The organism is Candidatus Pseudoscillospira sp. SGI.172 (assembly GCF_050313575.1).
In the GTDB taxonomy this organism is placed as follows: Bacteria; Bacillota; Clostridia; order Oscillospirales; family Oscillospiraceae; genus Vermiculatibacterium.
The window spans coordinates 1-7043 of the sequence record NZ_JBNPLQ010000054.1 but is presented as its reverse complement, the minus strand read 5'-3'; the positions used below and the strand labels follow the sequence as shown (position 1 = coordinate 7043).

Annotated in this window: 7 protein-coding genes; 6 read left to right on the top strand and 1 reads right to left on the bottom strand. The window is 56.6% G+C overall.

Annotated features, from left to right (window positions below; all coding sequences use genetic code 11):
- From ACQRD3_RS13150 to ACQRD3_RS13140, 3 genes are all read left to right on the top strand, one after another.
- Positions 1 to 1033: VirD4-like conjugal transfer protein, CD1115 family (locus ACQRD3_RS13150; RefSeq protein ID WP_427781693.1), on the top strand; the 1033-nt coding region annotated here is incomplete at its 5' end.
- Entirely contained in the window at positions 1030 to 1356 is a 327-nt protein-coding gene (locus ACQRD3_RS13145; RefSeq protein ID WP_253099305.1) for a formate hydrogenlyase, read from the top strand. The genes ACQRD3_RS13150 and ACQRD3_RS13145, both read left to right, overlap by 4 nt.
- Before the next feature lie 65 nt (positions 1357 to 1421).
- Entirely contained in the window at positions 1422 to 2267 is an 846-nt protein-coding gene (locus tag ACQRD3_RS13140; RefSeq protein ID WP_116722056.1) for a hypothetical protein, read from the top strand.
- A 1-nt stretch (position 2268) separates the two neighbouring features.
- Here ACQRD3_RS13140 and ACQRD3_RS13135 read toward each other — a convergent pair whose 3' ends face one another.
- Positions 2269 to 2607, bottom strand: coding sequence for a hypothetical protein (locus ACQRD3_RS13135; RefSeq protein WP_427781692.1), 339 nt, complete (start codon positions 2605 to 2607; stop codon positions 2269 to 2271).
- Between the two features lie 103 nt (positions 2608 to 2710).
- Here ACQRD3_RS13135 and ACQRD3_RS13130 point away from each other — a divergent pair, with 103 nt between their 5' ends.
- From ACQRD3_RS13130 to ACQRD3_RS13120, 3 genes are all read left to right on the top strand, one after another.
- Complete coding sequence (locus ACQRD3_RS13130; RefSeq protein WP_075704031.1) at positions 2711 to 3064, top strand: PrgI family protein; 354 nt, start codon at positions 2711 to 2713, stop codon at positions 3062 to 3064.
- Positions 3057 to 5393, top strand: coding sequence for a VirB4-like conjugal transfer ATPase, CD1110 family (locus ACQRD3_RS13125; RefSeq protein WP_427781691.1), 2337 nt, complete (start codon positions 3057 to 3059; stop codon positions 5391 to 5393). The genes ACQRD3_RS13130 and ACQRD3_RS13125 overlap by 8 nt, the downstream gene beginning before the upstream one ends.
- A gap of 6 nt (positions 5394 to 5399) precedes the next feature.
- On the top strand, positions 5400 to 7043 hold a 1644-nt coding region (locus tag ACQRD3_RS13120), incomplete at its 3' end, for a hypothetical protein (protein ID WP_427781690.1).

The window sequence follows — 7043 nt, the reverse complement described above, 5'->3', positions numbered from 1 at the left end:
GTCCGAGACAGCACTGCTGCAGGCCATCATCCTCATGCTGCTCCAGGAAGCGCCGGAATATGAGCAGAATTTTTCAATGGTGCTGCGTGTGCTGGAATATGCCGAAGTGAAGGAGGACGATGACGAGTATGTCTCCCCGCTGGATCTGCTGTTCCGGGCAATGGAGTATGAGAACCCGGAAAGTGTTGCCCTGCGGCAATATAAGGTTTTCAAGCAGGCGGCGGGCAAGACGGCAAAATCGATTCTGGTGTCTGCCGCTGTGCGGCTGGCACCCTTCAATCTGCCGCAGATCAAAGCTGTCACCGACCATGATGACATGGATCTCTACACGCTGGGAGAGCGAAAGTGCGCTCTGTACGCCGTCATCCCGGATAATGATACGACCTTTACTTTTTTAGTGAGTCTTCTGTACTCCCAGATATTCCAGACCCTTTACTACTGCGCAGACCAGATCCATCACGGAGCCTTGCCCTGCCATGTGCATTTCATCTTGGATGAAGCGCCATCGGTCAATCTGCCGGGGCTGCCGCGGGAGCTTGCGACCATGCGCTCACGCAACATCTCCTGCAGCACCATCATCCAGAACATGGCGCAGATCAAGGAGCTGTATAAGGACTCATGGGAAACCATCCCCGGCAACTCGGACACGCTGCTCTATCTGGGCGGCAACGAGGCAAGCACCCACAAGTACATTTCCGAGGCGTTGGGCAAGTCCACCATCGACACCAAGACCCACGGGCAGACCAAAGGGCGGTCCGGGTCTTACTCCACCAACTTCCAGATCAGTGGGCGGGAACTGCTGACGCCGGACGAGGTACGGATGCTGGATAACCGGTATTGTATTCTGTTCATCCGCGGCACACGGCCGGTGATGGACGAAAAGTATGAGCTCATGGAGCATCCCGCCATCCGCTATACGATGGATGGCGGCGGACCGCCCTACATCCACCACGGGACGGCGGAGCCTCCTATTACGGGAGAGCCGCTGTTCCAGATTGATTTTGACAATGAAAAGGAGAATGCTGCAGCATGAAACATGATTTGAACAACAAAAATTTCGAGAGAAAAGCAAAGCGCGTCTATTCCGTTTTTGCCTGCGTTACTCTGCTTCTGGCAGTCACCGCAGTGCCTGCGCTGGCGGCAGATGACCCGCTGACGGTGGTCAACAACCTGTCCGATTTTATTTTCTCGCTGATCCGCGCCATTGGCCTCATCCTGCTGGGCTTCGGTATTTTGCAGGTGGGCCTGTCTCTCAAGAGCCATGACCCCTCCCAGCGCGCCAACGGCATGCTGACGGTGGCAGGCGGTATCGTCATTACCTTTACTAAGGAGATCCTCTCCCTCATCACCGGCTGAAAAACGCGGCAGGGTGAACGGCATGATACCGTTCACCCTGTTCTTCCCGTAGGAGGTGATTTTGAATGGGAAGTGGAAACTGGATCGTAGACAATTTGAACTCCGCGCTGGAAATGTGGAACGGAAGGCTGGCGGAGATCTGGCAGCTCATCAGCACCTCGCCGGAGTCCTTCAAGGGCGGCGGTGTCTGGAATGTCATCGTGAACATCAACGATGGATTAAAGGCTGTGGGGTATGCGCTGTTGGTGCTGTTTTTCGTGATGGGCGTGGTCAAGACCTGCGGCAGCTTTACCGAGATGAAGAAGCCGGAAGTGGCATTCAAATGCTTCATCCGCTTTGTGCTGGCGCAGGCGGCGGTATCGTGGGGCATGGAGCTGATGACCGGCGCGTTTCGCGTTGCCCAGGGCATGGTGACGACCATCATGGATTCCTCCGGGCTGACGGCGATGTCTGCCACCACATTACCGGATGAGCTGGTGAGTGTCATCGAGGATGTGGGCTTTATTGACTCCATCCCCCTTTGGGCGGTGACGCTGCTGGGCTCGCTCTTTATCTGGGTACTCTCCCTTGTCATGATACTGACGGTATATAGCCGTTTTTTTAAGCTCTACATCGCCACAGCCATCGCACCCATCCCGCTGGCCAGCTTTGCGGGACAGCCCTCCAGCAGTATCGGCGTTGCTTTTCTGAAAAGCTATGCCGCCATCTGCATGGAGGGCTGTGTTATCGTATTGGCCTGTGTGATCTTCTCTGCCTTTGCCTCGTCCCCGCCCGCCATCGCGGACGATACGCTGGCGGCAGCCACCATCGTATGGAACTATGTGGGCGAGCTGATCTTCAATATGCTGGTGCTGGTGGGCGCGATCAAGATGAGCGACCGCATCATCCGGGAGCTGATGGGCCTTGGCTGATTCAGCGCCACAGACCCTCTGTGCTGACGGTGTCTTCGCCGTTCTCCCGTGCTTTGCGAACACGGTAGGAGAAATACTCCATAGCGGCAGCGTCATCCCGTGCCTGCATAACAAGATCGCAGACAAAGCGGATCAGCGAAAGCAGCCAGGACAGCACCACCAGCCCTACAAGGGCGAACAGGATGCGGTCTGCCAGCACGGTATGGGCGCGATACCAGCCGTGGAACACCGTCAGCATGGACACGATGTACAAAAGCGGGATGGTCATCCGTGTCAGCGCGGCGAACCGGGAGAGAAGCGCCAGGACGCCAAGCCCGGCGATCATCAGAAAAGCGATCATGTGTCACGACCTCCTTCATCGGGTTTGTGGCATAGTACCATGACTGCACAGACAAAGCAAGAGTCTGTTCAGCAAAACTCAGAAAAAACTCGGAGGTGATCCATTGGAGGTCCGCATCAACAAAGAAGTACGAAATTATCAGGAGAGTCTATTCTTCGGGCTGTCCCTGCGGCAGTTGCTGTTCGCACTGCTGGCGGTCGCCGTGGCAGTGGGCGTATATTTCGGCCTGCGCCCTGTGCTGGGGAATGGGGAGATCGGCTGGGTCTGCGTGCTTGCAGCCTTTCCCTTTGCCCTGGGCGGCTTTTTTCAGTATAACGGCATGACGCTGGAACGCTTTCTGCTCGCGTATATCCGCTCGGAATTCCTGTTTCCCCGCAGACTCGTGTTCAAATCGGACAACATATACGCCAAAGCTCTGGAAAATTCAACGATAAAGGAGGCTCTCAAACTTGATTAAAACTCTGCAAAATACACTGAAGCAGGACAAAGAAAGATTTACGGTTCCGAAATCTGTACAGGACATCATCCCCATCCGCCGCATCTGGCCGGATGGGGTCTTTCAATTTGGCAGCAAGTATTCTAAAACACTGCGTTTTAGCGACATCAACTACGCCATCGCCTCGAAAGAGGATAAGACAGCCATGTTTCTCAGCTATTCCGAGCTGCTGAACGCGCTGGACACCGGCTCCACCACGAAGATCACCATCAACAATAAGCGCCTGGACCGGCGCAATTTTGAGCAGGAGATCCTCATCCCACCCAAGGGAGACGATCTGGATGGCGGACGCAAGGAATACAACGCCATGCTGCTGGATAAGGTTACCGATTCATCCAACAGCGTGGTGCAGGAGCGCTACATCACCCTGTCCGTCCATAAGAAAAATGTAGAGGAGGCCCGCGCATTTTTTGACCGCACGGTCCATGACGCCTCTTCCCGTCTGAACCACATGGACTCCCACTGCGAGGAGATGGATGCGGCAGACCGCCTCCACATCCTGCATGATTTCTACCGTGTGGGAGAGGAAAGCGAGTTCCGCTTTGACCTCCGGGAGAACATGAAGAACGGGCGCTCCTTCAAGGACGCCATCTGCCCGGACAGCATGGAATTCAAAAAGGATCATTTTATCATGGGCGGTAAATATGGCCGGGTGCTTTTTTTGAAGGAGTATGCCAGCTACATCAAAGACTCCATGATCAATGAGCTTACCAGCCTGAACCGCAGTCTCATGCTGTCCATTGACATCATCCCTGTCCCTACCGATGAGGCGGTGCGGGAGATGCAGAACCACCTGCTGGGTGTGGAGACCAATGTGACCAACTGGCAGCGCCGGCAGAACGCTAACAATAACTTTTCTGCCGTTGTCCCATACGATCTGGAGCAGCAGCGCAAGGAGACTCGCGAGATGCTGGACGATCTCACCACCCGCGACCAGCGGATGATGTTTGCCGTGGTGACGCTGGTGCATCTGGCAGACAGCAAGGAAGAACTGGACAGTGATACGGAAACGCTCCAGTCCATTGCCCGCAAGCACCTCTGTCAGCTCACGACGCTGAACTGGCAGCAGGCGGACGGGCTGGTGACGGCGCTGCCGCTGGGCCTGCGCCGCATCGATGCCCTGCGCACTCTGACCACGGAAGCGCTGGCTGTCCTCATGCCCTTTAAGGCCCAGGAGATCTGGGACCGGGGCGGCGTGTACTACGGGCAGAACGCCATCAGCAAAAATCTCATCGTGGCGGACCGCAGGCAGCTTCTCAACGGCAACGCATTCATTCTGGGCGTCTCCGGTTCCGGCAAATCCTTCAGTGCCAAGAAGGAAATGGTGTCACTGGCATTGTCTACCGACGATGATATTATCATCATCGACCCTGAATCCGAGTACCGCCCGCTGGTAGAAGGGCTGGGCGGTCAGGTCATCAACATCTCCGCCACATCTCCAAACCATATCAACGCCATGGATATGGAGCAGGGTTATGGGGACGGAGAGAACCCCGTGGTGCTGAAATCCGAGTTCCTGCTCTCCCTCTGTGAACAGCTCATTGGGGCAGGCAAGCTGTCTGCCAAGGAAAAATCCGTCATCGACCGCTGTACCGCGCAGGTGTACCGGGACTATATCCGCAGCGGCTATCACGGCGCGGTCCCCACCTTGCAGGACTTCCACGCGGAGCTGCTCCGCCAGCCGGAAAAGGAAGCACAGGATGTGGCGCTGGCCATTGAGCTGTTTACAGACGGCAGTCTCAACACCTTTGCCAAGCCCACCAATGTGGACACCAATGCCCGCATCCTCTGTTACGATATCCGGGATCTGGGCAAGCAACTCCTGCCGGTGGGAATGCTGGTGGTGCTGGACAGCATCTTCAACCGCATCATCCGAAACCGCGGGCTGAAGCGGAATACCTGGATCTATATCGACGAGATCTATCTGCTGTTTCAGCATGAATACAGCGCCAATTTCCTGTTCACCCTGTGGAAGCGTATGAGAAAGTATCAGGCTTGCGGAACGGGGATCAGCCAGAATATCGAAGACCTGCTGCAGTCCCACACGGCCCGCACCATGCTGGCGAACTCTGAATTTCTCATCATGCTGAATCAGGCGGCCACGGATCGGGAGGAACTGGCACGCCTGCTGAACATCTCGGATAATCAGCTCTCCTACATCACCAATGTGGACTCCGGGCGGGGGCTCATCAAGTGCGGCAGCGCCATCGTGCCTTTCGTGGACAGCTTTCCCCGCCACACCAGGCTGTATCAGATGATGACGACCCGCCCCTCCGACCTTATTGCGTGATGTGCTATGAAAAAAATCAAAGAAAAACCCACGCTCTCTGAACGCATCAAGGAAAAGGCGGTATCGACCCCCAGAGAACTGCTGCACAGAGGTCTGGACGACGGCTCTGAGCGGCTGCGGACGCAGCTGCGGGATACGGCCCAGCACGGGCAGGCAGACGAGTACGGCGGCGACACCATTGAGGATACCGCCGCCCGCGGCCTGCGTCGGGCAGAAAAGGAACTCACCCGGCAGCGGAAGAAGAGACCGCAGGAGCAGCCGCCGGAGGGCGGCGCTCCTGCTGCCGATGCCACAGAGCAGAAGTATTCTGCTATCAAGGGAAAAGATACCACTTCTGCCGGGTCGCAGCCGCAGAGCGCTGCGGAGCGTGGACGGCAGCAGGCGCGCCAGAACGCCGCGCAAAAGGCCGCCAAGGTCAAGGCAAAAGATACTTATATCGGCGCACAGACAGAGACACAGGTCACAGTGGCAGCGGAACCGCAGCGGCAGGGGCAGAGAGTATTCATGGAGGAACGCGGGCGCAAAGCTGCCCGATGGCAGGCAGAGCAAAAGCGAGCCGTATCGCGCCACCAGGTCAAGACGGCGCAAGCCGTGCGTTCAGACAGGGACGGTAGCGCCATGCCGGACAGAATGCGTTCGGAGCAGATACCTCACATCAAAGAACGGGCTGAAACCAGCTTGCCCAAACCAGCGAGGAAAAAGCACTTGCCGATGGAGCGTGACATCGTCTCTGTTTCGCCGCGTTCTAAGAAGATAGCTGATACAGCGAAAACTTTGGAGTCCGCACAGAAGCAGGCGGTCATGCTGCAAAGCAGCGCCCGCACCGCACGGGAAGCAGCGGTGCAGACAACGCGGTATCAGCAAGCCGCGAAAGCGGCGCAGGCCACCGCGCAGAAAGCATCCCAGGCGGCAGGACGGGCGCTGCGGGCCATTCTGTCTGCCGCCAGAAGTCTTGCGGCGGCGATGATGGCGGGCGGCAGCACGGTTCTCTCGATGGTGTTAGTCATCTGCCTGATCGGGCTCCTGATCGCGTCGCCGTTTGGAATTTTCTTTTCCGGTGAGGACAGCGGCACCGGATATACGATGCCGGAGGCTGTGACCATGCTGAATACAGAGTTTACAGACCGCATCGAACAGATCAAGGTGGAGAATCCGCATGATGAATTGGATATGGACAACGCGGGCAGCGCCGCTATGGTGGCGAACTGGCGGGATGTGCTGGCGGTCTATGCTGTGCGGACAACGACAGATGCAGCGTCGCCGGACGAGGTGGCGACGCTGACGGAAGAAAAGCTGGATGTTCTGCGACAGATTTTCTGGGATATGAACGCCATCTCTTATTGGGTGGAAACCATCTCAGGCGACAAGGATGAAAGCGATACCGTCATCCTGCACATCACTGTCACAGTCAAGGATCATCTGCAAATGGCGGACGAGTATCGGTTCAACGCCGAGCAGCACAAGCTGTTGGAAGAACTGATGCAGCCGGAGTATCAGGAACTGTTCATGGCGCTTACCGGCAGTTATCAGGATATCGACCTGTCTCCGGAGGAGATCCAAGAGATCATCAAAAAGCTCCCCGCCGATCTCAGCGAGGAGCGCAAACAGGTGGTGCTGACGGCGTATCAGCTTTTGGGCAAGGTCAACTAT

Coding starts and splice junctions, on each gene's coding strand:
- ACQRD3_RS13135 (WP_427781692.1), bottom strand. CDS start 2,607: ATGATCGCTTTTCTGATGATCGCCGGGCTTGGCGTCCTGGCGCTTCTC.
- ACQRD3_RS13145 (WP_253099305.1), top strand. CDS start 1,030: ATGAAACATGATTTGAACAACAAAAATTTCGAGAGAAAAGCAAAGCGC.
- ACQRD3_RS13140 (WP_116722056.1), top strand. CDS start 1,422: ATGGGAAGTGGAAACTGGATCGTAGACAATTTGAACTCCGCGCTGGAA.